This is a genomic window from Glycomyces harbinensis (genome assembly GCF_900101745.1).
GTDB lineage: Bacteria > Actinomycetota > Actinomycetes > Mycobacteriales > Micromonosporaceae > Glycomyces > Glycomyces harbinensis.
Window position 1 is genome coordinate 104,931 of sequence record NZ_FNAD01000003.1, and the last position, 24,504, is coordinate 129,434.

At 71.1% G+C, this 24,504-nt stretch carries 26 protein-coding genes; 18 read left to right on the forward strand and 8 right to left on the reverse strand.

What is annotated here, in order from left to right; genetic code table 11:
* The first annotated feature begins 205 nt into the window (after positions 1-205).
* Together BLQ63_RS06595 and fahA are read left to right on the forward strand one after the other, a co-directional pair.
* Complete coding sequence (locus tag BLQ63_RS06595; RefSeq protein ID WP_091030603.1) at positions 206-1,006, forward strand: hypothetical protein; 801 nt, start codon at positions 206-208, stop codon at positions 1,004-1,006.
* Complete coding sequence (gene fahA, locus BLQ63_RS06600; protein ID WP_091030606.1) at positions 1,003-2,226, forward strand: fumarylacetoacetase; 1,224 nt, start codon at positions 1,003-1,005, stop codon at positions 2,224-2,226. The genes BLQ63_RS06595 and fahA overlap by 4 nt, the downstream gene beginning before the upstream one ends.
* A gap of 14 nt (positions 2,227-2,240) precedes the next feature.
* Here fahA and BLQ63_RS06605 read toward each other — a convergent pair whose 3' ends face one another.
* Positions 2,241-2,732 carry an Lrp/AsnC family transcriptional regulator gene (locus BLQ63_RS06605; protein WP_091030610.1) on the reverse strand — a complete coding sequence of 164 codons (492 nt, stop codon included), beginning with the start codon at positions 2,730-2,732 and terminating at the stop codon, positions 2,241-2,243.
* Between the two features lie 157 nt (positions 2,733-2,889).
* On the opposite strand from BLQ63_RS06605, the gene hppD reads away from it, so the two are divergent.
* The 8 genes from hppD to BLQ63_RS06640 all read left to right on the forward strand — a co-directional run bounded on the left by hppD (position 2,890) and on the right by BLQ63_RS06640 (position 12,057).
* A complete protein-coding gene (hppD, locus tag BLQ63_RS06610; RefSeq protein WP_091030613.1) occupies positions 2,890-4,062 on the forward strand; it encodes a 4-hydroxyphenylpyruvate dioxygenase in 1,173 nt (390 codons plus the stop codon).
* A 14-nt stretch (positions 4,063-4,076) separates the two neighbouring features.
* On the forward strand, positions 4,077-5,714 hold the full coding sequence (gene hutU / locus BLQ63_RS06615; protein WP_091031511.1) for a urocanate hydratase: 1,638 nt from the start codon (positions 4,077-4,079) through the stop codon (positions 5,712-5,714).
* 43 nt (positions 5,715-5,757) lie between these two features.
* Complete coding sequence (locus BLQ63_RS06620) at positions 5,758-7,086, forward strand: allantoate amidohydrolase (RefSeq protein WP_091031507.1); 1,329 nt, start codon at positions 5,758-5,760, stop codon at positions 7,084-7,086.
* The gene (locus tag BLQ63_RS06625; RefSeq protein ID WP_091030618.1) at positions 7,080-8,375 is read left to right on the forward strand and encodes a formimidoylglutamate deiminase; all 1,296 of its coding nucleotides are present in this window, start codon (positions 7,080-7,082) and stop codon (positions 8,373-8,375) included. The genes BLQ63_RS06620 and BLQ63_RS06625 overlap by 7 nt, the downstream gene beginning before the upstream one ends.
* Positions 8,376-8,462: 87 nt before the next feature.
* Positions 8,463-8,942: a hypothetical protein gene (locus BLQ63_RS27700; RefSeq protein ID WP_143014791.1), complete on the forward strand. Its 480-nt coding sequence runs from the start codon at positions 8,463-8,465 to the stop codon at positions 8,940-8,942.
* A 16-nt stretch (positions 8,943-8,958) separates the two neighbouring features.
* Positions 8,959-10,137 carry an imidazolonepropionase gene (hutI, locus tag BLQ63_RS06630; RefSeq protein ID WP_091030622.1) on the forward strand — a complete coding sequence of 393 codons (1,179 nt, stop codon included), beginning with the start codon at positions 8,959-8,961 and terminating at the stop codon, positions 10,135-10,137.
* 2 nt (positions 10,138-10,139) lie between these two features.
* Positions 10,140-11,678 carry a histidine ammonia-lyase gene (hutH, locus tag BLQ63_RS06635; protein ID WP_091030626.1) on the forward strand — a complete coding sequence of 513 codons (1,539 nt, stop codon included), beginning with the start codon at positions 10,140-10,142 and terminating at the stop codon, positions 11,676-11,678.
* A gap of 124 nt (positions 11,679-11,802) precedes the next feature.
* A complete protein-coding gene (locus tag BLQ63_RS06640; protein WP_091030630.1) occupies positions 11,803-12,057 on the forward strand; it encodes a hypothetical protein in 255 nt (84 codons plus the stop codon).
* 57 nt (positions 12,058-12,114) lie between these two features.
* Here the strand turns inward: BLQ63_RS06640 and BLQ63_RS06645 are convergent, their stop codons facing one another.
* Together BLQ63_RS06645 and BLQ63_RS06650 are read right to left on the reverse strand one after the other, a co-directional pair.
* Positions 12,115-12,522 carry a type II toxin-antitoxin system VapC family toxin gene (locus tag BLQ63_RS06645; RefSeq protein WP_091030633.1) on the reverse strand — a complete coding sequence of 136 codons (408 nt, stop codon included), beginning with the start codon at positions 12,520-12,522 and terminating at the stop codon, positions 12,115-12,117.
* Positions 12,519-12,776: a type II toxin-antitoxin system Phd/YefM family antitoxin gene (locus BLQ63_RS06650; RefSeq protein WP_091030637.1), complete on the reverse strand. Its 258-nt coding sequence runs from the start codon at positions 12,774-12,776 to the stop codon at positions 12,519-12,521. The genes BLQ63_RS06645 and BLQ63_RS06650 overlap by 4 nt, the downstream gene beginning before the upstream one ends.
* A gap of 51 nt (positions 12,777-12,827) precedes the next feature.
* On the opposite strand from BLQ63_RS06650, the gene BLQ63_RS06655 reads away from it, so the two are divergent.
* Complete coding sequence (locus BLQ63_RS06655) at positions 12,828-13,613, forward strand: CHAD domain-containing protein (protein ID WP_143014792.1); 786 nt, start codon at positions 12,828-12,830, stop codon at positions 13,611-13,613.
* A 24-nt stretch (positions 13,614-13,637) separates the two neighbouring features.
* Here the strand turns inward: BLQ63_RS06655 and BLQ63_RS06660 are convergent, their stop codons facing one another.
* The gene (locus tag BLQ63_RS06660) at positions 13,638-14,324 is read right to left on the reverse strand and encodes an IclR family transcriptional regulator domain-containing protein (protein WP_091031514.1); all 687 of its coding nucleotides are present in this window, start codon (positions 14,322-14,324) and stop codon (positions 13,638-13,640) included.
* Between the two features lie 67 nt (positions 14,325-14,391).
* Between BLQ63_RS06660 and leuC the strand changes: the two genes are divergently transcribed.
* From leuC to BLQ63_RS29585, 3 genes are all read left to right on the forward strand, one after another.
* Positions 14,392-15,819, forward strand: coding sequence for a 3-isopropylmalate dehydratase large subunit (gene leuC / locus BLQ63_RS06665; protein WP_091030643.1), 1,428 nt, complete (start codon positions 14,392-14,394; stop codon positions 15,817-15,819).
* 15 nt (positions 15,820-15,834) lie between these two features.
* Positions 15,835-16,434 carry a 3-isopropylmalate dehydratase small subunit gene (gene leuD, locus BLQ63_RS06670; RefSeq protein ID WP_091030647.1) on the forward strand — a complete coding sequence of 200 codons (600 nt, stop codon included), beginning with the start codon at positions 15,835-15,837 and terminating at the stop codon, positions 16,432-16,434.
* 241 nt (positions 16,435-16,675) lie between these two features.
* The gene (locus BLQ63_RS29585) at positions 16,676-17,236 is read left to right on the forward strand and encodes an HU family DNA-binding protein (RefSeq protein WP_091030650.1); all 561 of its coding nucleotides are present in this window, start codon (positions 16,676-16,678) and stop codon (positions 17,234-17,236) included.
* A gap of 133 nt (positions 17,237-17,369) precedes the next feature.
* Here the strand turns inward: BLQ63_RS29585 and BLQ63_RS06680 are convergent, their stop codons facing one another.
* The 4 genes from BLQ63_RS06680 to BLQ63_RS06695 form a co-directional block, all read right to left on the reverse strand.
* Entirely contained in the window at positions 17,370-18,650 is a 1,281-nt protein-coding gene (locus BLQ63_RS06680) for a D-arabinono-1,4-lactone oxidase (protein WP_091030653.1), read from the reverse strand.
* 133 nt (positions 18,651-18,783) lie between these two features.
* Positions 18,784-19,674, reverse strand: a complete 891-nt coding sequence (locus BLQ63_RS06685; RefSeq protein ID WP_177154812.1) for an NUDIX hydrolase — start codon at positions 19,672-19,674, stop codon at positions 18,784-18,786.
* 109 nt (positions 19,675-19,783) lie between these two features.
* The gene (locus BLQ63_RS06690) at positions 19,784-19,993 is read right to left on the reverse strand and encodes a hypothetical protein (RefSeq protein ID WP_091030661.1); all 210 of its coding nucleotides are present in this window, start codon (positions 19,991-19,993) and stop codon (positions 19,784-19,786) included.
* Positions 19,994-20,053: 60 nt separating this feature from the next.
* Complete coding sequence (locus tag BLQ63_RS06695; protein ID WP_091030663.1) at positions 20,054-20,269, reverse strand: hypothetical protein; 216 nt, start codon at positions 20,267-20,269, stop codon at positions 20,054-20,056.
* A gap of 368 nt (positions 20,270-20,637) precedes the next feature.
* Between BLQ63_RS06695 and BLQ63_RS06700 the strand changes: the two genes are divergently transcribed.
* The 4 genes from BLQ63_RS06700 to rpsD all read left to right on the forward strand — a co-directional run bounded on the left by BLQ63_RS06700 (position 20,638) and on the right by rpsD (position 24,297).
* Positions 20,638-21,423, forward strand: coding sequence for a lysophospholipid acyltransferase family protein (locus BLQ63_RS06700; RefSeq protein ID WP_177154813.1), 786 nt, complete (start codon positions 20,638-20,640; stop codon positions 21,421-21,423).
* Positions 21,424-21,434: 11 nt separating this feature from the next.
* The gene (locus BLQ63_RS06705; protein WP_091030669.1) at positions 21,435-22,436 is read left to right on the forward strand and encodes an NAD(P)H-dependent glycerol-3-phosphate dehydrogenase; all 1,002 of its coding nucleotides are present in this window, start codon (positions 21,435-21,437) and stop codon (positions 22,434-22,436) included.
* Complete coding sequence (locus tag BLQ63_RS06710) at positions 22,433-23,494, forward strand: D-alanine--D-alanine ligase family protein (protein WP_091030672.1); 1,062 nt, start codon at positions 22,433-22,435, stop codon at positions 23,492-23,494. The genes BLQ63_RS06705 and BLQ63_RS06710 overlap by 4 nt, the downstream gene beginning before the upstream one ends.
* A 197-nt stretch (positions 23,495-23,691) precedes the next feature.
* A complete protein-coding gene (gene rpsD / locus BLQ63_RS06715) occupies positions 23,692-24,297 on the forward strand; it encodes a 30S ribosomal protein S4 (RefSeq protein ID WP_091030675.1) in 606 nt (201 codons plus the stop codon).
* The last annotated feature ends 207 nt before the right edge of the window (positions 24,298-24,504 follow it).

The following is a 24,504-nucleotide window of genomic DNA, read 5'->3' on the forward strand; positions in this document are numbered from 1 at the left end:
GCGGCCGAGGGTGTGGCCGCCGGCGCGGTGGTTATGCCACGCGGTGGTTATGCCAATTTGCGGCTCGCAGACGTCGCCGAGCCTGCCCTGAGGATAACCTTCCCGCCGTTCGATTTCGACCGGTCCGCGCACGGGCGAACACGCCCCGCGCATCCGCTGCGCGGACCGCTGGACCCGGGCCGCCCGATCCCTCTAGGCTCTGGACATGCCTGCACCCGTTCCCGCGATGCTGCGGGGCCTGATCGACGACGCGGCGCTCTTCCCACCAGGAAACGCGCCCTTCGAAGAGGCCGTCCCCGCCCACCGCGGATACCGCCAGTCCTGGTACGAGGCCATGATCGGCCCGCTCCTCATCCCGCAGACCCGCCTCGGCGGCCTCGCCCCCGTCCAGGGACGCGGCGAACTGCGCATCGGCGTCATCGTCGACGGCGACCTCGACCGGCTGCCCAACGACGTCGCCGCCCTCGGGCCCGACGTCCACGTCACGCACTACGAGTCGCGCCACGCCCTCGACCGCCTCACCGCGACCGCGCCCGCCTGGGGCAAGCCCGTCTACGCCGAGATCCCCTTCGGCGACGACGCCCTCGACGCGATCCGGCCCACCGGCTTCACCCCGAAGTTCCGCACCGGCGGCCTCGCCGCCGAACTCTTCCCCGCGCCCGGCACCCTCGCGGCCGCGATCGCGGGATGCCGCAGGCGCGGACTCCAGTTCAAGCTCACCGCCGGACTCCACGAGGCCGTCCGCCACCGCGACCCCGCGACCGGTTTCGACCACCACGGCTTCCTGAACGTGCTGGTCGCCGCCGCCGACGCCTCCGAAGGCGCCGACACGGGCGACCTCACCGCGACCCTCGCGTCCACCGACGCCGACGACCTCGCCGCCCGCGCCGCCCGCGTGCTCGACCGCCCGCGCGCCCTGTGGACCGGCTTCGGCTCGTGCAGCATCGACGAACCGCTGGGCGACCTTCTGACACTCGGACTGCTCAAGCGAGGGGACGTCTCATGACCACCACCAGCTGGGTCGACGGCGCCGACGCCGGACCCTTCGGACTCGCGCACCTGCCGTACGGGGTCTTCTCCACCACCAAGGACCCGGCCCCGCGCATCGGCGTGCGCATCGGCGAACAGGTGCTCGACCTCCGCGCGCTCGCCACCGGCACGTTCTTCCTCCCGTGGATCAGGCCCGCATTCCACGAGCAGGGCCTCAACGGCTTCATGGCCATGGGCCCGCCCGCATGGCGCCTGGTCCGCCACCAGCTCACCGAGCTCCTCGCCGACCGCCGCCACGCCGACCAGTCCGCGACCCTGCTCACCCCGGCGTCCAAGGCCCGCATGCACCTGCCGTTCAACGTCGCGGACTATGTGGACTTCTACGCCTCCGAAGAGCACGCGACCAACCTCGGCCGCCTCTTCCGGCCCGACTCGGACCCGCTGCTGCCCAACTGGAAGCACCTGCCGGTCGGCTACCACGGCCGGGCCGGAACGGTCGTGCCCTCGGGGACCCCCGTCGTCCGCCCCCGCGGCCAGCGCAAGTCCAAGGACGGTCCGATCGAGTTCGGCGCGAGCGCCCGGCTCGACATCGAGACCGAGGTCGGCTTCGTGGTCGGCGTCGGCACCGAACTGGGGACGCCGGTGAGCCCCGACGCGTTCGCCGAGCACGTGTTCGGCGTCGTGCTCGTCAACGACTGGTCGGCGCGCGACATCCAGGCCTGGGAGTACGTGCCGCTCGGGCCGTTCCTCGGGAAGTCGTTCGCGACCTCGATCGGACACTGGGTGACCCCGCTGGACGCGCTGGCCGAGGCCCGCGTGGCCGCGCCGGTGCAGGACCCGGCCCCGCTCGGCTACCTGCAGGAGACGGAGCGGTTCGCCTACGACCTGTCGATGTCGGTGCACTGGAACGGGACCGAGGTCTCGCGGCCGCCGTACAGGGGGATGTACTGGACGCCGGCGCAGATGCTGGCGCACATGACGGTGAACGGCGCTTCCCTGCGCACGGGGGACCTGTACGCCTCCGGCACGGTCTCGGGGCCGCAGCCCGACCAGCGCGGCTCGTTCCTGGAGCTGACCTGGGGCGGCCGCGACCCGGTCGACCTCGGCGAGGGCGGGACGCGGACCTTCCTCGAAGACGGCGACACGGTCACGATCACCGCGACCGCGCCGAGCGCCGAGGGCGGCACCATCGGCCTCGGCGAGGTCACCGGCACGATCCTGCCCGCGCTCGACTGAACCGCCGTTCTCACCTACCCCGCGGCCTCCCGCACCAGCGGCAGCGTCCGGTACGGGATCTGCTCGGCCAGGGCGATCACGGTCGTGGCCCGCACGACGCCCTCGCTCGCCAGGACCCGGTCGATGACCCCCTGCAACTCAGCGTTCGTGCGCGCCACGATCCGGCACACCATGTCGCCCACACCCGTGACCGTATGCGCCTCAAGGACTTCGGGAATCCGCGCGAGCCGCTGCGCCATGTGCACGTGCCCCACCGCCTGCCGCAGCTCCAAGGTCACGAACGCCGTCACCGGGTACCCGAGCGCCGCCGGATCCACCCGCGGCCCGAAGTCGCGCACCACCCCGCGCGACGCGAGCTTGTCGAGCCGCGCCTGCACCGTCCCCCGCGCCACCCCGAGCCGCCGCGAGCACTCGAGCACCCCGATGCGCGGCTCGGCCTCCAGCAGCCCGATGAGCCTCGCGTCGAGTTCGTCGATCCCGACACGGCCGTCACTCTCACTGGTCATACTGACCAGTCTACGACCCCGACCACTGGTACTTCTGCGCAAGTTGCGCACCCTCGACCGCGCTGCTTGCCCAGTCCCGCGATCTGCACCATGATCAAGGCCACAGCCCGGCGAGACCCGCCGGATCTGCACTGGTCAGCGACTCGAGGAGGCCGCCATGGTCGACACCGTCAACCGCAAGGACACCCCTGCCGACGCCCGGCTGGTCGGCGCCGTCGACCACGACATCCGCGAGGACGCCTTCCCGATCAAGGGCTGGGACCACGTCCGCTACTACGTGGGCAACGCCCGCCAGGCCGCCCACTACTACTCGACCGCGTTCGGCATGACCCTCTTCGCCTACCGCGGCCCCGAGCAGGGCTTCCGCGAGCACGCCGAGTACGCGCTCAAGTCCGGCGGCGTCACGTTCGTCATCGCCGGCGGCGTCACCGCGGACGCCGAGGCCACCCGCCACTACGCCGTCCACGGCGACGGCGTCATCGAGGTCGCCCTCGAAGTACCCGATGTGGACGCCAACTACAAGCACGCGGTAGCCCAGGGCGCCATCGCGATCGAGGAGCCGCACGACCTCACCGACGAGCACGGCACGATCCGCCGCGCCGTCATCGGCACCTACGGCGAGACCCGCAACGTCCTCATCGACCGCTCCGGCTACACCGGCCCGTTCATGCCCGGCTTCGTCAAGGCCGAGCCGATGGTGGCCCCGCCGGAGAAGCGCTTCTTCCAGGCGATCGACCACGTCGTGGGCAACGTCGAGCTCGGCAAGATGCGCGAGTGGGTCGGCTACTACGAGCGGGTCATGGGCTTCACCAACATCGTCGAGTTCGTCGAGGACGCGATCGCCACCGAGTACTCCGCGCTCATGAGCAAGGTCGTCGCCAACGGCAACCGCAAGATCAAGTTCCCGATCAACGAGCCCGCCGAAGGCAAGAAGAAGTCCCAGATCGACGAGTACCTGGAGTTCTACGGCGGGCCCGGTGTCCAGCACATCGCCTTGGCCACCAGCGACATCCTCGCCGCCGTGGACGCGATGCGCGAGCGGGGCGTCGAGTTCCTGGAGGCCCCCGACGCCTACTACGAGGACGCCGAGATGCGCGAGCGCATCGGCGAGGTCCGCGTCCCCATCGAGGAGCTCCAGAAGCGGCGAGTCCTGGTCGACCGCGACGAGGACGGCTATATGCTCCAGATCTTCACCAAGCCGCAGCAGGACCGGCCGACGATGTTCTACGAGATCATCGAACGCCACGGCTCGCTGAGCTTCGGCAAGGGCAATTTCAAGGCCCTGTTCGAGGCCTTGGAGAAGGAGCAGGCCAAGCGCGGCAACCTGTGACCGGGAGCGGACCCATGCACGCACCACACGGCACCGACCTGCACTGCCGCACCTGGCAGGCGGAGGCGGCCTACCGGATGCTCCAGAACAACCTCGACCCCGAGGTGGCCGAGCGCCCCGAGGACCTGGTCGTCTACGGCGGCACCGGCAAGGCCGCGAGGAGCCCCGCCGACCTGGCCGCGATCCTGCGGACCCTGGAGACGCTCGCGCCCGACGAGACGATGCTCGTCCAGTCGGGCCGGGCGGTGGGCGTCATGCGCACCCACGAGTGGGCCCCGCGGGTGCTCATCGCGAACTCGAACCTGGTGCCCGACTGGGCCACCTGGCCCGAGTTCCGCCGGCTCGAATCGCTCGGCCTGACCATGTACGGCCAGATGACGGCCGGCTCGTGGATCTACATCGGCACGCAGGGCATCCTCCAGGGCACCTACGAGACCTTCGCCGCCGTCGCGGCCAAGCGCTTCAACGGGACTCTCAAAGGGACGCTGACGCTCACGGCCGGGTGCGGCGGCATGGGCGGGGCCCAGCCGCTCGCGGTGACCATGAACGACGGCGTGTGCCTCATCGTCGAGGTCGACCCCGAGCGGTTGGAGCGGCGACTGCGGGGCCGCTACCTCGACACGGTCGCCGCCGATCTGGACGACGCGATCGCGCAGGCCCTGGCCGCCAAGCGGTCCGGCACGCCCAAGTCGATCGGCATGGTCGGCAACGCCGCCGAGGTCTTCCCCGAGATCCTCTCCCGCGGCGTCGAGGTCGACATCGTCACCGACCAGACCTCCGCGCACGACCCGCTGTCCTATGTGCCCGCCGGGGTCTATTACCGGGACGCCGCCGAGACGGCCAAGGCCGACCCCGAGGCGTACACCGACCGGGCCCGCGAGTCCATGGCCCGCCACGTCGAGGCCATGGTCGGCTTCCTCGACGGGGGCGCCGAGGTCTTCGACTACGGCAACTCGATCCGCGGCGAAGCCCTCGAAGGCGGCTTCAAGCGCGCCTTCGCGTTCCCCGGATTCGTGCCCGCCTACATCCGGCCCCTGTTCTGCGAAGGCAAGGGCCCCTTCAGGTGGGCCGCGCTCTCAGGCGACCCTGCCGACATCGCGGCCACCGACCAGGCCGTGCTCGACCTCTTCCCCGAGAACCGGTCCCTCAACCGCTGGATCGAACTCGCCCGCGAACGCGTCGCCTTCCAGGGCCTCCCGGCCCGGATCTGCTGGCTCGGCCACGGCGAGCGCGACGTCGCGGGCGTCCGCTTCAACGAGATGGTCGCCGACGGGACCTTGAAGGCCCCCATCGTTATCGGGCGCGACCACCTCGACTGCGGGTCGGTCGCGAGCCCCTACCGCGAGACCGAGTCCATGAAGGACGGTTCGGACGCGATCGCCGACTGGCCCCTGCTCAACGCCCTCGTCAACACCGCCTCCGGCGCCAGCTGGGTCTCGATCCACCACGGCGGCGGCGTCGGCATCGGCCGCTCCATCCACGCCGGGCAGGTCACCGTCGCCGACGGGACGCCGCTCGCCGCCCAGAAACTCGAACGGGTCCTCGCCAACGACCCCGCCATGGGCGTCATCCGCCACGTCGACGCCGGGTACACCGAAGCCGAGGAGATCGCCGAAACCCACGGCATCCGGATCCCCGTCAGGGAATCCTGAACCCGGGGGGACTCATTCGGGCCGACACGTGAACGGGGGCGACATGGACGGCGTCGATTTCAGGCGGCTGTGGGACGAGCTCGCGCCCATCGGCCGCGCCGAGGCGGGCGGCTACCTGCGGTTCTCCTGGAGCGACGCCGACCTGGCCTGCCGCGACTGGTTCCGCGCCCAAGCGGCGGCGCGGGACCTGCGCCTGGAGACCGACCGCAACGGCAACCTCTTCGCCTGGTGGGACCCCGACGCCGAAGCGGGCGAGCCGAACCCCGCATTCGGCGCGGCCGACACCAGCCCCCGAACCGGCGAAGCCGCACCCGCGGCCCGGCCCGACGACGACCGACGCGCCGTGCTCACCGGCAGCCACTTCGATTCAGTGCCGCACGGCGGCGCCTACGACGGCCCGCTCGGGATCGTCTCGGCCTTCCTCGCCGTAGACCGGCTGCGGGCCGAAGGCGCCGAACCCAAGCGCCCCATCGTCATCGGGGCCTTCACCGAGGAGGAGGGCGGCCGCTTCGGCGTCCCCTGCCTCGGCTCGCGCCTCATGGCCGGCGCCATCGACCCCGACCGGGCCCGCGCCCTCACCGACACCGGCGGCACGACGCTCGCCCAGGCCATGCGGGAAGCCGGAGCCGACCCGGACGCGCTCGGGCCCGATCCCGAACGGCTCGCGAATCTCGGGGCCTTCGTGGAACTCCACATCGAGCAGGGCCGCAACCTCGGAGACGCCCCGGTCGGCGTCGCCTCCGCGATCTGGCCGCACGGCCGCTGGCGCCTGACCTTCACCGGTGCCGCCGACCACGCCGGGACCACGCGCCTGCCCGACCGGCGCGACCCGATGCTCACCTTCGCGTTCGCGGTCCTCGCCGCCCGCAAGGAGGCCCGGCTCGCCGACGGCCTGGCCACGATCGGCCGCGTCGCGGTGGAGCCGAACGCCACCAACGCGATCGCCGCGAAGGTGACCGCTTGGCTCGACTCCCGAGCGGCCGACGCGGCGACCTTGGAGGCGATCTTGTCCGGATTCGAGTCCAAAGTGAGGGACCGCGCCGAACGGGACGGCACCGGGTTCGCGATCGCGCCCGAATCGGAGACCCCGATCGTCGAGTTCGACACCGGTCTTCGCGACCGCATTGCGACCCTGCTGGGCGAGGGTGCGGCATCCGATCGGGTTCCTGGCGGTGCCCGCGAGCGGGCGCCGGTCCTGCCGACCGGGGCGGGGCACGACGCGGGGGTGCTCGCCGCGCATGTGCCGACCGCGATGCTCTTCGTGCGCAACCCCACCGGCGTCTCCCACGCCCCGGGCGAATCGGCGAGCGACGAGGACTGCGCCGCCGGCGTCGACGCCCTCGCCGCGGTCCTGCGGGACCTCGCGTGCTGACCTACTGGGCCGAGCACGCCTGGCTGCCCGGCGGCCCGGCCGCGGCGGTCGCCATCGACGTCGCGGGCGGGCGCATCACCGCGATCACCGCCGGCGCCGAGCGCCGCGGCGAGATCCTCCGCGGCATCACGCTGCCGGGCTTCGCGAACACCCACTCGCACGCGTTCCACCGCGCCCTGCGCGGTCGCACCCACGGCGGCACCGGCACGTTCTGGACCTGGCGCGAGGGCATGTACCGGCTCGCCGCCCGCCTCGAACCCGACTCCTACTACCGGCTCGCTCGCGGCGTCTACGCGGAGATGGCCCTCGCCGGGATCACGTGCGTCGGCGAGTTCCACTACCTGCACCACGCGCCGGGCGGGCGCCCGTACGCCGACCCGAACGCCATGGGGGAGGCCCTGATCCAGGCCGCGGCCGACGCCGGCATCCGCATCACCCTCCTCGACACCCTCTACCTCGCGGGCGGATTCGACCGGGGCCTGGAACCGGGCCAGCGCCGCTTCGGCGACGGCAGCCTGGAGGCCTGGCTCGGCCGCGTCGAGAAGTTGAAAGCGCCGCCGCACACGGTGATCGGCGGTGCGGTCCACTCGGTGCGCGCGGTGCCCGAGGAGGCGATGGCCGCGTTCGCGTGCTCGACCGAGGGCCGGCCCGTTCATGTGCACCTCTCGGAGCAGCGGGCCGAGAACGCGGCCTGCCGTGCGGCGCATGGGTGCAGCCCCACGGAACTGCTGGAGCGGTGCGGGCTCCTCGGCCCGGATCTGACCGCCGTGCACGCGACCCACTTGGCGGGCCATGACATCGAGCTGCTGCGCGGTTCGCGCACGACGGTGAGCCTGTGCCCCACGACCGAACGGGACCTCGCCGACGGGCTCGGCCCCGCGCACGCGCTCGCCGAGGTTGGGGTGCGGTTGTCCCTCGGCACCGACTCGAACGCCATTGTGGACATGTTCGAGGAGGCTCGGGCCGTGGAGATGCACGAGCGGCTCGTCAGCGAGGAGCGCGGCCGCTTCGACGTGGAGACCCTGCTCGACGCGATGACCAGGCACGACAGTCTCGGCTGGGCCGATGCGGGGGCGATCGAGGTCGGCGCGCGGGCCGATTTCGCGACCGCGTCGCTCACCACGGCGCGCACGGCGGGGATCGACCCGTCGGGCGTGCTGTACGCCGCGACGGCCGCCGACCTGACCGATGTGGTGGTCGACGGCCGAAGAATCGTCAAGGCGGGACGGCACACCGCGATCGACGCGGGCGCCGAACTGGGCGCCGCGATCGAGGAGCTGTGGGCATGAGCCGCTCGGCGGACGCCACCGGCGAGACGCCCGCAGGGGCGACTCGGCATGTTCAGGACGGCGGGAACCGCCGCGGCGCTGGGGCCAGTGGAACTGACCGCGGCGCTGGGTCTGGCCGAGCCGTTGGGCCCTGCTGTGCCGCTCGGGTCGGTGGAACTGACCGCGGTGCTCAGGCCGTCCGGGCTGTCGGGGCCTGCTGCGTCGCTCGGCCCGCCCGTGCCGTTGCGGCCCGCCGCGTCGCTCGGGCTGGCGGTGGAACCCACCGCGGCGCTGGGTCCGTCCGAGTCGTTGGGCCTTGCCGTGCTGCCCGGGTCGGTGGAACTGACCGCGGTGCTCAGGTCACTCGGGCCGTTGAGACCAGCCACGTCGACCAGGCTGGCGGTGGAACCCACCGCGGCGCTCGGTCCGCCCGAGCCGTTGGAATCCGCCGTGCTGCCCGGGCCGGTGAAACCCACCGCGGCACTCAGGCCGTCCGGACCGCCCGCTTCGCTCGGCCCGCCCGAGCCGCTCGGACTTCCCGGACCTTCCTTGCCCCCCAACCCGCTCCGCTCCCCTCATCCGTTCTGACCCGAAGGGCCCGGCCATGAGTCTGCTCATCGACCGGATCGGCGAACTCTTCACCGCCGATCCCGACCGCCGCACCGACGGCGGCATCCTGCGGGACGCCGCGATCGTCGCCGACGGCGACCAGATCGCCTGGATCGGCCCGAGCGCCGAAGCGCCCGAGGCCGACGAGCGCCTCGACGCCGGCGGGCGGGCCGTCATCCCCGGCTTCGTGGACAGCCACACGCATATCGTCTTCGCCGGCGACCGCTCGGCCGAGTTCGCCGCCCGCATGTCCGGTGAGCCCTACACCGGCGGCGGCATCCGCACCACCGTGGCCGCCACGCGCGCCGCCACCGACGAGCAGCTCCTGCACAACGCCCTCCACGAACACGCCGACATGACCCGCCAGGGCACCACCACCGTCGAGATCAAGTCCGGTTACGGACTCACGGTCGCCGACGAGGCCCGCTCGCTGCGCATCGCCCGCCGGCTCACCACCGAGACCACGTTCCTCGGCGCCCACACCGTCCCGGCCGGCGCCGACCCCGACGAGTACACCGCCCTCGTATGCGGCGACATGCTCGATGCCTGTGCGCCCCATGCGAAATGGATCGACGTGTTCTGCGAGCGGGGCGCCTTCGACGGCGACCAGGCCCGCGCGGTCCTCACCGCCGGGGCAAAAGCCGGTCTCGCCCTGCGGGTCCACGCCAACCAGCTCACCTTCGGGCCCGGCGTGCGCCTCGCCGTGGAACTCGGCGCGGCCTCGGCCGACCACTGCACGCACCTGACCGACGCCGACGTGGACGCCCTCGCCTCCGGTTCCACCGTGGCGACGCTCCTCCCCGGCGCCGAATTCTCCACCCGCTCGCCCTATCCAGACGCGCGCCGCCTCCTCGACGCCGGCGTCCGCGTCGCGCTCGCGACCGACTGCAACCCCGGCTCGTCGTACACCGGCAGCATGGCCTTCTGCATCGCGCTCGCGGTGCGCGAGATGGGCATGACCCCCGCCGAAGCCGTCGCCGCCGCCACCGCGGGCGGCGCCGCCGCACTGCGCCGCGACGACGTCGGGCGCCTCGCCGTGGGCGCGAGCGCCGACCTGGTCGTGCTCGACGCGCCCTCCCATGTCCACCTGGCCTACCGGCCGGGCGTCCCGTTGGTCTGGAACGTCGTCAGGCGCGGCACCCTTCTGCGCCCGCGACGATCGAGTGAGGAGTAGGAATGTCCACTGTCCGCATCAAGCCGGTCCCGGTCGCACCCGAAGAGGTGCTCGCGGTCGCCCGCGACCGCGCGCGCGTCGTCATCGACGGCGAGGCCCGCGAGGCCATGGCCCGCAGCCGGGCCGTCGTGGACGCGATCGAGCGCGAGGGCCGCCCCGTCTACGGCGTCTCGACCGGTTTCGGGGCCCTCGCCAACACCTTCGTCGCACCCGAGCGCCGGGCCGAACTCCAGCACGCCCTCATCCGCTCCCACGCCGCCGGGGTCGGCGAACCGATGCCCGTCGAGGTCGTGCGCGCGATGATGCTGCTGCGCCTGCGCTCGCTCGCCATGGGCCGCTCCGGGGTCCGCCCCGAAGTGGCGGACGCGCTCGCGGCGCTGCTCAACGCCGACGTCACCCCTTGGGTCCCGCGGCACGGCTCTCTCGGCGCCTCGGGCGACCTCGCGCCGCTCGCGCACTGCGCGCTGGTGCTGCTCGGCGAGGGCTGGGTCCGTGGCGAGGACGGCACCCGCGCCGAGGCCGGACCGGTCCTCGAACGCGCCGGGCTCACCCCGATCACGTTGTCCTCCAAGGAGGGCCTGGCGCTCATCAACGGCACGGACGGGATGCTGGCGATGCTCCTGCTCGCCGTCGCCGACCTGCGCCACCTCTTGACGATGGCCGACGTGTGCGCGGCGCTGTCGAACGAGGCGATGCTCGGCTCCGACCGGCCGTTCCAGCCCGAGCTGCACGAGATCAGGCCCCAGCCCGGGCAGGCCCTGAGCGCCGCGAACATCCACCGGCTGCTCCAGGACTCCGAGGTCATGGACTCCCATCGCAACGACCTCGCGCACGCGGTGCAGGACGCCTACTCGATGCGCTGCGCCCCGCAGGTCGCCGGCGCCGCGAGGGACGTGCTCGCCTACGCGGCCACGGTCGCGGCGCAGGAACTCCACTCGGTGGTCGACAACCCGGTCGTGCTGCCGGACGGCCGCGTCGAGTCCACCGGGAACTTCCACGGCGCCCCGCTCGGCTACGCGGCCGACTTCCTCGCGATCGCCGCCGCCGACGTCGGCTCGATCGCCGAACGCCGCGTGGACCGCCTCCTGGACGTCACGCGCTCGCGCGGCCTGCCGGCGTTCCTCAGCCCCGACCCCGGCGTGAACTCGGGGCTCATGATCGCCCAGTACACGGCCGCGGGGATCGTGGCCGAGAACCGGCGCCTCGCCTCGCCCGCGTCCGTCGACTCGGTCCCCACCTCCGGGATGCAGGAGGACCACGTGTCGATGGGCTGGGCCGCGGGCTGCAAGCTCCGCACCGTCCTCGACAACCTCGGGACGCTCCTGGCCGTGGAACTGCTGGCCGGAGTGCAGGGCCTGCAACTGCGCCGGCCGCTCACGCCGAGTCCGGCCGCGCGCGCCGCGATCGCGGCCGTGGCCCCGATCGCGGGGGAGCCGGGCCCGGACCGGTTCCTGGCGCCGGTGATCGAGCAGGTGCAGCGCCTCCTCGAAGGCCCGGACCTGCGCGCCGACATCGAAAAGGCCGCGGGCCCGCTGCACTGAGGCGCACGACAGTCGGAATGTCGACACTGCGTCCGTCCGCCCACCGCGCCCCGCGAACCCCGCTAGCTTGATCCGTGGAATCGGCACTGCCCAACGGGGGGAAAGCATGCGAGTGAGGAAACTGATGGCGACGGGGTTCGCCGCGGCGGCGGTCATGGCGCCCGCGGGTGCGGCCGTCGCGGCCGAACCCGAGACGAAGCCGATCATCGCGACCGAGCACGTCCTCGAAGGCCGCGACTACATCGGGAAGTTCTGGTGGCGTTCGGACTGCGACGTGGAGGGCCGCGACAGGGACGCCGCCAGCGACAAGTACACCGGCCACGAGTGCCTGCAAGGCGATACGTGGCCGTACATGTGGAACCTCTGGATGACCTGGTAGCGGTCCCGAGGTGAACAGCGCCCCGCTCCCGGATCGGGAGCGGGGCGCTCGCACGACTCAGCCGAAGGGGTTCAGCAGCCGGGCGCCGGTCCGCTGGAAGTCCTTGACGTTGCGGGTCACCAGGACCATGTCGTGGACGATGGCGGTGGCGGCGATGAACGCGTCGATGATCGGCAGCGGGGTCGGATCGTTCAGCTCGCCCCAGACGTTCGCGATCTCCGGGGTGATCGGCAGGACCCTGGACTCGTAGGGCACGAGCAGGTGGTCGAGCCAGAGCGCCAGTGCGGCGGCGCGCTCGGGGTCCTTGCGGCGCAGTCGCGCCAGGCCCTTGCGAAACTCGCCGACGGTCATCACGCTCAAGTGCATCGAAGCGTCGGAGGTCGACTCGTACCAGCGCTGGACGCCCCGGTCCGGGTCCGTCCGCCGCAATTCGCTCAGCACGTTCGTGTCGAGCAGGTATCTCACAGGTCGAATCCCAGGTCCCGCTCCCGCGGCATCTCCCTGCGGAGGTCCGAGGTGTCGGGGAAGCCGTCGATGTACGGGGGCTCGCGAAGGAGCGTCTTGAAGGAGGGCGCGCCGGCCAACCGCCGGTAGTCCTCCATGCTGAGGATGACGGCCTCTTCGTGGCCGTGGCGCGTGATGAACTGCGCGCCTTCGGTCTTGGTGGCCCGGACCAGCTCACTGAAGCGCTTCTTGGCGTCCTGTACCTGCCAGTGCATCGTCCACCCCGCCTCGCGGAAATTCTGACCAGTCTGACTATAATTTAGCACGTGACGACGACTAACGATGCCGGGACCGGCGTGCATGCGTACCTGACCGTGCAGGTCGAGGCGCTGCTGCGCCACCACGAGCCGGTCATGGAGCGCGAGCCCGACGCCGTGCACCGGATGCGCGTCGCCACGCGCCGCCTCCGCTCGCTCCTGTCGACCTACTCCGGCCTGTACGCCGAGATCCCGCTCCAGCGCCGCCGCCTGCGCTGGCTCGCCACCGAACTGGGCCGGGTCCGCGACCTCGAAGTGCTGCGGACGCGGTTCGCCAAGAGGCTCGACGACGAGCGCCCCGACTGGTTCGAGGCCCTCGTCGAGCAGGAAGCGCTCGCCTACGGGCCGCTGATCCGAACGCTCGAGCGCGAGCGGACCCGCAAGCTGCTCAAGGCCGCCGAGCACCTGGCCGCGTCGCCCGAATTCTCGCCCGCCGCGGCCCAGCCCGCCGACGACGTGATCGCCCCGATCGTGGCCGCGTCGCAGCGCGACCTGGCCCGGGCGCTGGAGCGCATCGCCACCGCGGCCGATCCCGACCAGGCGCGGCACGCGGCCCGCAACGCCGCCAAGCGGACCCGCTACACCGCCGAAGCCGCCACCGCCCTCGGCGAGTCCGCCGAGACGGTCGCCGCCGCCGCCAAGAAGCTCCAGAACCGCTTCGGGAAGTGCCAGGACGACGTGGTCGCGATCGCGTACCTCGAAGCCCACGCGCCCGACAGTCCGCTCCTGGAACGCGAACGCCGCGCCCACGCCAAGCATCTGGCCCGCGTGGACGCGGCGATCGAAGAGTTCTAGCGGCCGTCAGGGGTCCGCGAACGCCTAGAGCCCGGAGAGCTTCTGCCCGGCGCGGATGACCGCCATGCCGAGCCGGTCTCCCGGTCGCCTTCCCAGGCGCTCTATGGGTCCGGACACCGAGATCGCGGCGACGACGCGCCCGGTCTTGTCGCGCACCGGGGCCGAGACGCTCACGACGCCGGCCTCGCGTTCGGCGACCGACTGCGCGAAGCCGCGACGGCGGACCTCGGCGAGCGTCTTCGAAGAGAAGCGGCACTTGGGCAAGAGGGGCAGTATGCCCTCGGGCGGCTCCCACGCCAGCAGCACCTGCGCGCCCGATCCCGCCGTCATCGGCAGGGCCGCGCCCACGGGCACCGTGTCGCGCAGGCCGGAGGCCCGCTCCGCCGCCGCCACGCACACGCGCTCGTCGGCGCGCCTGCGGTACAGCTGCGTGGACTCGCCGGTCTGATCCCGCAAGAGGTTCAGCACCGGTTCGGCGGCGCTGAGGAGGACGTCGGCCGTCGACCCGGCGAGTTCGCCGAGTTTCGGGCCCGGACGCCAGCGCCCCTCGTGGTCGCGCTGCAGCATCTCGTGCGCCTCCAGGGCCTGCGCCAGACGGTGGGCCGTGGCCCGGGGGAGACCCGTCTCGTGCACGAGCTCAGCCAGGCTGGCGCCGTTGGTGCAAGCCGTGAGGATCAGCACCGCCTTGTCGAGTACGCCGACTCCGCTGATAGTATTCGTTCTCACGAGCTGAACACTACCTCCCATATACCGAGAAGTCCAATGACTGGGAACAGAGATGTCACGTACACCACAAGAAGCTGAGGAATCGCGACCGCGCACCCTCGCCGAAAAGGTCTGGGACGCCCACGTGGTACGCACTGGCGGCCAACAGCCGGACCTGCTCTACATCGACCTCCACCTCCTTCACGAGGTGACCAGCCCCCAGGCCTTCGACGGCCTGCGGCAGGCCGGGCGCAAGGTCCGCCGGACCGATCTGACGATCGCGACCGAGGACCACAACACGCCCACCGACAACCTCTTCACGATCGCGGACCCGACCAGCCGCAAGCAGATCGAGACGCTCCGCTCCAACTGCGAGGAGTTCGGCGTCCGCATCCACTCCCTGGGCGACGCCCAGCAGGGCGTGGTCCACGTCGTGGGACCCCAGCTGGGACTCACCCAGCCGGGCATGACCGTGGTGTGCGGCGACTCGCACACCTCCACGCACGGCGCGTTCGGCTCGATCGCGTTCGGCATCGGCACCAGCGAGGTCGAGCACGTGCTCGCCACGCAGACCCTGCCGCAGGCCAAGCCGAAGTACATGGCCGTCACCGTCAACGGGTCGCTGCCCGAAGGCGTGTCCGCCAAGGACCTGATCCTCAAGATCATCTCCATCACCGGCACCGGCGGCGGCAAGGGCCACATCGTGGAGTACCGCGGGCAGGCCATCGAGGAGCTCTCGATGGAGGGCCGCATGACGGTGTGCAACATGTCGATCGAGTGGGGCGCCAAGGCCGGCCTCATCGCGCCCGATGAGAAGACCGCCGCCTACGTCAAGGGCCGCCCGCACGCGCCCGCGGGCGAGGACTGGGACGCCGCCCTCGAGTACTGGCAGAGCCTCACCACCGACGAGGGCGCCGTGTTCGACAAGGAGATCGTCATCGACGCGGCCTCCCTGAGCCCGTTCGTCACCTGGGGCACCAACCCCGGGCAGGGCGTCGAGCTGTCCGGCAGCGTGCCGGACCCGACCGCCATCGACGACCCGAACGAGCGCACCGCCGCCGCGAACGCCCTGACGTACATGGGCCTCGAGGCCGGCACGCCGATGCGGGAGGTCCCGGTCGACGTGGTCTTCCTCGGCTCGTGCACCAACGGCCGCATCGAGGACCTGCGCACCGCCGCCGACGTCATCAAGGGCCGCAAGGTCGCCGAAACGGTCAACATGATGGTCGTGCCCGGCTCCGCGAAGGTCCGCGAGCAGGCGATCGAGGAGGGCCTCGACCAGGTCTTCATCGACGCCGGCGCCGACTGGCGCTTCGCGGGCTGTTCGATGTGCCTGGGCATGAACCCCGACCAGCTGACCCCGGGCCAGCGGGCCGCGTCCACCTCGAACCGCAACTTCGAGGGCCGCCAAGGCAAGGGCGGGCGCACCCACCTGGTCAGCCCGGCCGTCGCCGCGGCCACCGCCGTCACCGGGCGCCTCGCCAGCCCCGCGGACCTGTAAGGAAGGGCAAGGACCATGGACAAGTTCACGACCCACACCGGGACCGCGGCGCCCCTGCGCCGCTCAAACGTCGACACCGACCAGATCATCCCGGCCGTGTACCTCAAGCGGGTCACCAAGACCGGCTTCGAGGACGGCCTGTTCGCCGAGTGGCGCGAGGACGAGAAGTTCCTGCTGAACCAGCCGGAGTACCGCGACGCCACGATCCTGGTCACCGGCACCGAGTTCGGCACCGGCTCGTCGCGCGAGCACGCCGTCTGGGCCCTGAAGGACTACGGGTTCAAGGCGGTCATCGCCCCGCGCTTCGGCGACATCTTCCGCGGCAACTCGCTCAAGAACGGTCTGTTGACTGTGGAGCTGCCCGAGGCGGCCGTGGAGGAGCTGTGGCTCCTCGCCGAGCTGCACCCGGACGCGGAGATCACCGTGGACCTGGCGGCGTGCGAAGTCCGTGCGGGGGACCGTACCTGGGGCTTCGAGTTCGACGAGTTCCTGCGCTGGCGCATGATGGAGGGTCTCGACGACGTGGCGCTGACCCTTCGCGACGAGGACAAGATCGCCGCCTTCGAGTCGAACCGGGACGCTTGGCGGCCTAAGACTCTCCCCGCCGCGGTCTAGTTCCGCGAGCCCGATCCAGTTAGCCCTCACGTACGGAGCCGGTGGCGATGCCACCGGCTCCAGGCGTGTTCGGGTCCCTCCCAACGGGGTTGCGAGCGTCGATTTGGGGCACCCGAATAAAAATTCCCTGCGACACAACGGGTCTATTTTCCCCGAAACAGTTGCGTTCGCTTTCGAAACGTCATAACGTGCGCTTAACAAGCTGGTATGGCTCCAGAACCTTATCGGGAGGGTAGGACTCGTGAACAAGGCAGAGTTCGTCGATCGGATCGCCGCACGCACTGGCGACCGGGCCGCTGCGAAAGAAGTCGTGGACGTTGCGATCGACGAGATACAGCGCGCGGTGGTGAAAGGGGAGAAAGTCTCCTTCGCCGGTTTCGGCGTCTTCGAGAAGCGCGCACGCGCCGCTCGCATGGCGCGCAACCCGCGCACGGGCGAAGCGGTCAAGGTCAAGAAGACCGTCGTCCCCGCGTTCCGTCCGGGCACCGGGTTCAAGGAACTCGTGACCGGCAAGCGCAAGGCGGCCAAGTCCGCGTCGGCCGCCAAGAAGACGGCGGCGAAGAAGACCGCGCCCGCCAAGAAGGCCACCACCAAGAAGACGGCCGCGAAGAAGACCGCGCGCGCCGCCTCCACCGCGAGCCGCTCCACGGCCACGAGCCGCGTGGCCGCCAAGAAGACTGCGGCGAAGAAGACCGTGGCCAAGAAGGCAAGCACGGCGAAGAAGGCCGTGCGCAAGACCGCGGCGAAGCCCGCCGCCAAGAAGACCGCGGCCAAGAAGACCACGAAGCGCGGACGCAGCTGATGCCGCGGCCCCGAACCGGTTCGGGGCTAGGCACGGCCCCCGTCCGACTCGCACGGGGAAGAGGGCATTCAGGAGCCACCTGAATGCCCTCGGTGCTTTTCCCGGCCGCCTTCGCCTCAGACGGCGGCGGCCACTAGGACGCGGTTCCGCCGAAGACGGCGGCGGAGAAGTCATTCGCGAACTTCTCCTCTGGATCGACGCGTTCGCGCAGTTTCTCGAAGTCGCCCATTCGTGTATAACGCGAACGGACTTCATTCATTGGTATCGTAAACAACTTTCCCCAATGCGGGCGCGCCGAGAACGGTTCCAGTGCCCCCTCGAGCGCGGACATGACCGGGCGCACCGCTTCGTAGTCCTTCACCCACGTGAAATGCAGGGCCACTGTGTCCCGTCCGTAGGCCGGCGAAAGCCACAGGTCGTCCGACTTCATGGTCCGGACCTCGCTGATCTGCGTGACGGCCGCGAGCAGATCCCCGATCCGGGCGAGCGCCTCCAGCGCCGCCGGCGCGTCGGCCCGGTCGACCAGGTACTCGGACTGGAGCTCCTCGCCCACCGAGGGCGTGAACTCGAACTTGAAGTGCGGCAACCGCTCGTGCGAGGGCCCCGTCAGGCCCTGCTGCACCGTGCACGCGGCCGTGTCCACGCCCGGGATCGGGTGCCGCGGCCCGTCCGCCAGCGGCGCGCCGAACCAGTTCGCCTGCGGGAACGGATGGGTCTGGTCGGCGATGCGCTGCTTCACCCAGAACTGGAACACCGGCGACGCGCCCCACTTGGTGAACATGCTGGTGCTGTACGCCGCCGAAGTGAGCGCGTCGAAGTTCGCCGCGGCCTTGTCGAACGCCAGGTCGTCGTAGACGTACTGGCGCATCTCGAAGGCCGGCAGCAGGTCCAGCGTCACCGTGTGGACCACGCCCAGCGACCCCAGGTGGACCACCGAACCGGGGAAGTCGGGCTCGCCGCGCTTGACCGTCCGCAGTTCGCCGTCGGGGCCGATGAACTCGATCGCGGCGACGGCCGTCGCGAGGTTCCCGCTGCGGTTGCCCGACCCGTGCGTGCCCGTCGCGATCGAGCCCGCGACCGAGATGTGCGGCAGCGACGCCATGTTGTGCAGGGCGAAACCGGCCCGGTGCACGGCCGAGCTGAGCGCCGCGTAGGTGATCCAGCCGGAGACGCGGACGGTGCCGGTGAGGGCGTTGATGTTCGCCTCGGGCTCGATCCCCTCGAGGGAGAGCATCACCGCATCGGTGTCCGCGATGGCGTTGAACGAGTGGCCCGACCCGAGCACGCGCAGGCGCGGGGCGGCCGCGACGACCGCCCGGGCCTCCTCGAGCGTGGACGGGCGCTCGAAGCGGCTGGGGGAGAAGCGGATGTTCCCGGCCCAGTTGTGCAGGTCGGTAAGGGCGCGGTCCGACACGGGGGCCTACCTTTCAAGGGGGTGGAATCCGATGGCGGACGCAACACTAGCGCGAGCGCCGACCGCGCCGGAGCCGAACGGAAAGGCGCCCGGGGACCGGGACGCGGCCTCCAGGCGCCCGTTGCGGGCCCTGCTAGAGCCGCTCGACGCCGACCAGGCGCTGGCCCGACATGGACAGCACCCACGCCTCGCCGGGCCTGGTGGACACGTCAGGGGTCTCCACGCCGTCCTCGTCGGCCAGGATCGCCACGGTGTCGCACACGACTTCGGGCTCGGCGCAGACGATCACGGCACCGCCGCCGCCCGCCAGCTCGCGCACCCGCACCGCCGAGCGCTCCGGATTGCGTTCGTGCGCCTGGGTGTCGAACACCGAGTCGCCGCCGAGGCGGCACCGCACCGCGTGCGCGATCGGCTCCACCGTCTGCACGCTCGCCCGCCCCGTGGCGCTGAAGGCCCGGTCCGGCTGGTACAGCGAGGCCAGCGCCGCGACGCGCACCGCCTGGTCCTGACCGCGCGCGCTCAGCGGCCGCGTCACACCGGGCCCGTCCCAGTCCCGCTCGACCTCCGCGGGGGCCACCAGCAGCACCGTGGCGGTCACCGCCGGCAGCGCCGAGAACGCCTTGAGCACCTGCTGGTCCCTGGGCCGCGTCAGCGCCTCCCGGGCCTCGGCAAGGGTCATCCAGCGCCGCTCGCCGATCTCGTCGTCGGCGGTGAAGACCGCGTCGGGCTTCTCGGTGCGCATGGACCAGTAGTCGACGTGCTTGGCGACGTCCCCTTCGGGATTGGGGAGCACGTACGAGGCGCGGCACAGCCACAGCTGCGGGATGACCGGGATGCCGGTCTCCTCCTCGACCTCGCGGCAGGCCGCGGTCAGCGCGTGCTCGCCGGGGTCGAGCTTGCCCTTCGGCAGCGACCAGTTGCCGACCTTGGGCCGCCACACCGCGACCACCTCGACCAGGCCGCGCTCGCCGTTGCGCCACAACAGGCCGCCGGCGGCGGCCACCCGCCTCTGCTCCTCGTTCAAGACAGTGCTCCGTTCATGACAGCGCCCTGTTCGCGAAGGGTCCCGCTCACGCCTCATACGGTACTGTGACGCGCCCAACCCCGGGGAGCGCGCCACCCTTGTGGTGGACCTAGGAACGCATCGTGAGGATGCGGACGGCGACGACCTTCTCCTCCCCGTCCCCGGCGGGCGCGCACTCGAGCGCGACGCGCTGGCCGGGCCTGAGGAAGCGGTGCCCGGAGACGGCGAAGGCCGCCGCGTCGAAGGGGACGCGACGGCCGTTGTCGAGGACGACCTCGCCGGAGGTGTCCTCGTGGAAGTTCGAGACGGTGCCCTGCATGGCTTCAGCTTGGACCAAAAGGCCCCCGAGCGCCAGCTCCGGCACCGCCCGGGCGGGAGGCTACTTGCGGATCTGGCGGCGGTCGGATCCGCCGATCGCCTGGTACCCCTTGAAACCGAGGAAGACGAGGCCGCCGATCACGGCGACGACCAGCGCGATCTTGATGAGCACGCCGAGGCCCGCGATCACCCAGCCGATGACGGACGCCACGATCCAGATCGCGACGATCGCGCCGCCGAACATGGCCGCGAGCCAGCCGAAGAGACGCCAGTTCATGTCACTCACTCCGTGTCGAGTCGAATTCCGAGCCGACACGTTGTCGGCAAGCTAGATGTCACTGTGACTCTATGATGACATCATACGCGCGGGGGCGCAACCCCGGCGGCCCCGCCGCCCGCGTCGCCGTCCCGCCTTCCGCGCGGCGCGTACCTGGGGGTTCACTCGGCGTGAGCCGCGGGTCCGACGCGGGGAGTCAAACCCCACGCTTTGCTTCCCGTCGCAGGAGCGGAGCGAGGCGGGCGTTAGAGTGCAATGCACTGACGATCCGTACACAACGGCACCGGCTGAGTCGACCCGCGACTCGCGACCGCCGCCGCGGGGGCCCCTTCGCCCGCCGTGAGCCCGCCGAGAAAGAGAGCCACCAGGTGACCGAGCCGACGCCCGAGGCGCAGTACACCTTCCGCCGCCGCGGCGGCGACTCACTCTCCGCGTTCATCCAGGTCTGCGGCAACCTCGTCAAGGGCGGCATGCTCACGCTCTCCCGGCGCTCCTGGAGCGGCATGGAGAACGTCCCGCTCACCGGCCCCGCGATCCTGGTGTGGAACCACTACTCGGACATCGACCCGCTCGTGATCGCCCACTACGTGTGGAACGCCGGCCGCCACCCGCGGTTCCTGCTCAAGGAGTCGATCCTGCGCGTGCCCGTGGTGGGCCCGATGATCAGGAAGACCGGCCAGGTCCCGGTCAAGCGCGGCAGCGCCGACGCGGCCGACGCCCTGCGCCTCCTCGCCGAGGAGCTCGCCCAGGGCCGCGTCGTGATCATGGCCCCCGAGGGCACGATCACCAAGGAGCCCGACCACTGGCCCATGAAGGGCCGGACCGGCGTCGCCCGCCTCGCCCTGGAGACCGGCGCCCCCGTCGTCCCCATCGTCCAATGGGGAGCACTCCAGATCCACGACCGGGGACGCAGCCCCAAGTTCAAGCTCGGCCGCAAGCCCGTCACCGTCAAGGCCCTCCCCGCGGTCGACCTCTCCCCGTGGCAGGGACAGGAGATCACCCGCGAGGCGACCGCGGCGGTCTCCGAGCGGATCATGGAGTCCCTGCGCGGCGGCCTCGCCGACCTCCGCGGCGAACCCGCACCCCCGCTGTTCGATCCCAGGCACCAGCGACGTGACGAGACCAGCCGCGAAGAAAGCGAGCCGACCGAGTGAAAGCAGCAGTCATGGGAGCCGGGTCCTGGGGGACCGTGTTCGCCAAGATCCTCGCCGACGCCGGAACACCCGTCACCATCTGGGCCCGAAGGCAGTCGGTCGCCGACGCCATCAACGCGGGCCACCGCAACCCGGACTACTTCCCCGACATCGACCTGCCCGGCCTCGTCTCGGCCACGGCCGACCCGGTCGAGGCCCTCGAAGGCGCCGACCTCGTGGTCCTGTCGGTCCCCAGTCAGACCCTCCGCGGCAACCTCGCCGCCTGGTCCGGCCACCTCGAGCCGCACGCGACCCTCCTGAGCCTCATGAAGGGCATCGAACTCGGCACCACCGAGCGCATGACCGAGGTCATCGCCGAGGTCACCGGCGCGGCCGAGTCGCGCATCGCGGTCCTGTCCGGCCCCAACCTCGCCCGCGAGATCGCCGAGGAGCAGCCCACGGCCTCCGTCGTCGCCTGCATCGACCACGGCCGCGCCGTCGACGTCCAGAAGGCCGTCACCACCTCCTACTTCCGCCCGTACACGAACACCGACGTGGTCGGCTGCGAACTGGGCGGCGCGGTCAAGAACGTCATCGCGCTCGCCTACGGCATGGCCGCCGGGATGGGCATGGGCGACAACACGAAGGCCACGATCATCACCCGCGGCCTCGCCGAGACCTCCCGACTGGGCATGCGCCTGGGCGCCGACCCGACCACGTTCGCCGGCCTCGCCGGCCTCGGCGACCTCGTCGCCACCTGCTCGTCCCCCCTGTCGCGCAACCACACCTTCGGCGAACAGCTGGGGCTCGGTGCAACCCTGGAAGAGGCCGCGCGCGTCACCAAGCAGACCGCCGAAGGCGTCAAGAGCTGCCGGTCGATCACCGACCTCGCCCGCAAGGTCGGCGTCGAGATGCCGATCTGCGACGCCGTCGAACGGGTCTGCCACGAAGGCCTCGACCCCAGAGCCGCGGTCGCCCTGCTCATGGGTCGCGAGACCAAACCAGAAACCGACAGTTTGAGGTCCGACAAATGACTAAACCGACCGTCGCCGTGTTCTTCGGCGGGCGCAGCGTGGAACAGCCCGTCTCCGCCGCCTCGGGCTCCGGCGTCGCCAAGGCGCTGCGCGAGCGGGGCTTCGACGTCACCACGATCGGCATCACGCGCTCCGGCGAATGGGTGGAGCTCCCCGGCGACGCCGCGTTCGCGATCGAGTCGGCCGACGCCCTGCCCGAGGTCACCGCCGAGGCCGGCAAGTCCGTCGCGGTCGACCTCGGTCCCGGCGCGCAGCCGCTCGCCGACGTGTTCTTCCCGGTCCTCCACGGCCCCTACGGCGAGGACGGCACCATCCAGGGCCTGTTCGAGATGGCCGACGTCCCCTACGTCGGCTCCGGCGTGCTCGCCAGCTCCCTGTGCATGGACAAGGAGTTCAGCAAGCGCCTCCTCGCCGCCGAGGGCGTTCCCCAGGGCGACTTCGCGGTCCTCAAGCCCGGAGAGAAGGTCGACGCCGAGGCGGTCGTCGCGCAGCTCGGCCTCCCGATCTTCGTCAAGCCCGCCCGCGCCGGCTCCTCCCTGGGCATCAGCCGCGTCAAGTCGGCCGCCGAACTCGCCGAAGCGGTCGACAAGGCCCGCGAGGTCGACGACAAGGTCGTCTTCGAGGCCGCCTTCATGAACGCCCGCGAGATCGAGATGGGCGTCCTGGAGACCCTCGACGGCGGACTGGAAGTCACCTTCCCGCTCGAAGTGCTCGCCAAGGGCGAGGACGGCTGGTTCGACTTCGACGCCAAGTACCTCGACAACCCCGAGCCGTTCAACCTGCGCCCGGACTACCCCGAGGGCGTCGCCGAGCAGGCGCAGGCGCTGGCCCGCAAGGTCTTCCGCCTCCTGGACTGCCGCGACCTGGCCCGCGTGGACTGCTTCCTCGGCGAGGACGGCGTCGTGTACCTCAACGAGGTCAACACCATGCCGGGCATGACGCCGATGAGCGGCGTGCCCCAGGCCTTCGACGCCGCGGGCATCACCTACGGCGAGCTCGTGGAGCGCCTGGTCACTCTCGCCGCAGCCCGGGTGGGCGAGCGCGGAGACGCCGCGTAACCTGGTCAGCGAGCTCTACGTCCCGCTCGCGGGCCGCGGAGCGACTGCATCACCGTGTGCGCGCCAGTCTCCGACTGATCTTCTGAAGACCGCCGGATGTCGAACTGAGCGCGCTACACTCACGCGTTTCTGCACGTCAGGGACGTATTCTGCTTCGGATCTTCTTCGAGGCGACGTATGAATTACTGGAGAAATCATTGCAAGCTAAGGCGAAAGTCAAGCTTTCCCGATCCCTCGGCATCGCTCTGACGCCGAAGGCCGCCAAGTACATGGAGCGCCGTCCCTACCCTCCGGGGCAGCACGGCCGCGGCCGCAAGAAGGAATCGGACTACAAGAACCAGCTCGTGGAGAAGCAGCGTCTGCGCGCTCAGTACAACATCTCTGAGCGTCAGCTGCGCAACGCCTACGCCGAGGCCGTGCGCCGTCAGGGCAAGACCGGTGAGAACCTGGTCAGCCTGCTCGAATCCCGCCTGGACGCCTTCGTGCTCCGCGCCGGCTTCGCCCGCACGATCTACCAGGCGCGGCAGTTCGTCAACCACGGCCACTTCACCGTGAACGGACGCAAGGTCGACATCGCGTCGTACCGGCTCAAGGCCGGCGACTTCGTGCAGGTCCGCAAGCGTTCGCGCGACACCACGCCGTTCCAGCTCGCCGCCGCCGGCGCGTGGGCGGGCGAGGTGACTCCGGCCTACATCGAGTCCCACCTCGAAGGCCTGATCGCCCGCTTCCTCTCCGTGCCCGAGCGCAAGCAGATCCCCGTGATCTGCGACGAGCAGCTCATCGTCGAGTACTACTCGAAGTAACGCCTGAGCGAGCATGCGCGCCGCCCCGGCACTCCGGGGCTACCGGGGAGCAGCCGGGGCGGTGCGCGACTCGCGCGATTCGAGTGCCCTCTGTCACGGTCAACCCCCTGGTAGGCGGTATGCGAGCGCGAGTAGACTCGCTCAGTGGTGCAGTGCGTCCCCAGGTGGGTCGCCAGGCGTTCCGGTCCCCGGACGCCGTCGGCGAAG